The organism is Mycobacterium simiae, assembly GCF_008370645.1.
GTDB lineage: Bacteria > Actinomycetota > Actinomycetes > Mycobacteriales > Mycobacteriaceae > Mycobacterium > Mycobacterium simiae_A.
Genome location: NZ_VTZN01000690.1, coordinates 1 through 217, shown reverse-complemented (window position 1 = coordinate 217; position 217 = coordinate 1). Strand labels below are relative to the sequence as shown.

Annotated in this window: 1 protein-coding gene; it reads right to left on the bottom strand. The window is 64.1% G+C overall.

What is annotated here, in order from left to right:
- On the bottom strand, positions 1-217 hold a 217-nt coding region (locus F0Q45_RS27375), incomplete at both ends, for a hypothetical protein (RefSeq protein WP_149656747.1).

The following is a 217-nucleotide window of genomic DNA, read 5'->3' as shown; positions in this document are numbered from 1 at the left end:
ACCGACACCGCGGTCGGCGACCGGGTCAACGCGGCCCGGTTGCCCCACAGCTTGAGGGTGTCGTGCTCTTGTGCGTCGAGAAGGTCTACCGACGACAACCGTCGTTGCGGGTCGACGGTCATCGCGGTCAGCAGTTTCTGCATCCGGATGACGAGGGTTTGGACGGTGGTGCTGTCGAAGACGTCGGTGCGGTATTGCACGGTTCCGGCGATGCCAT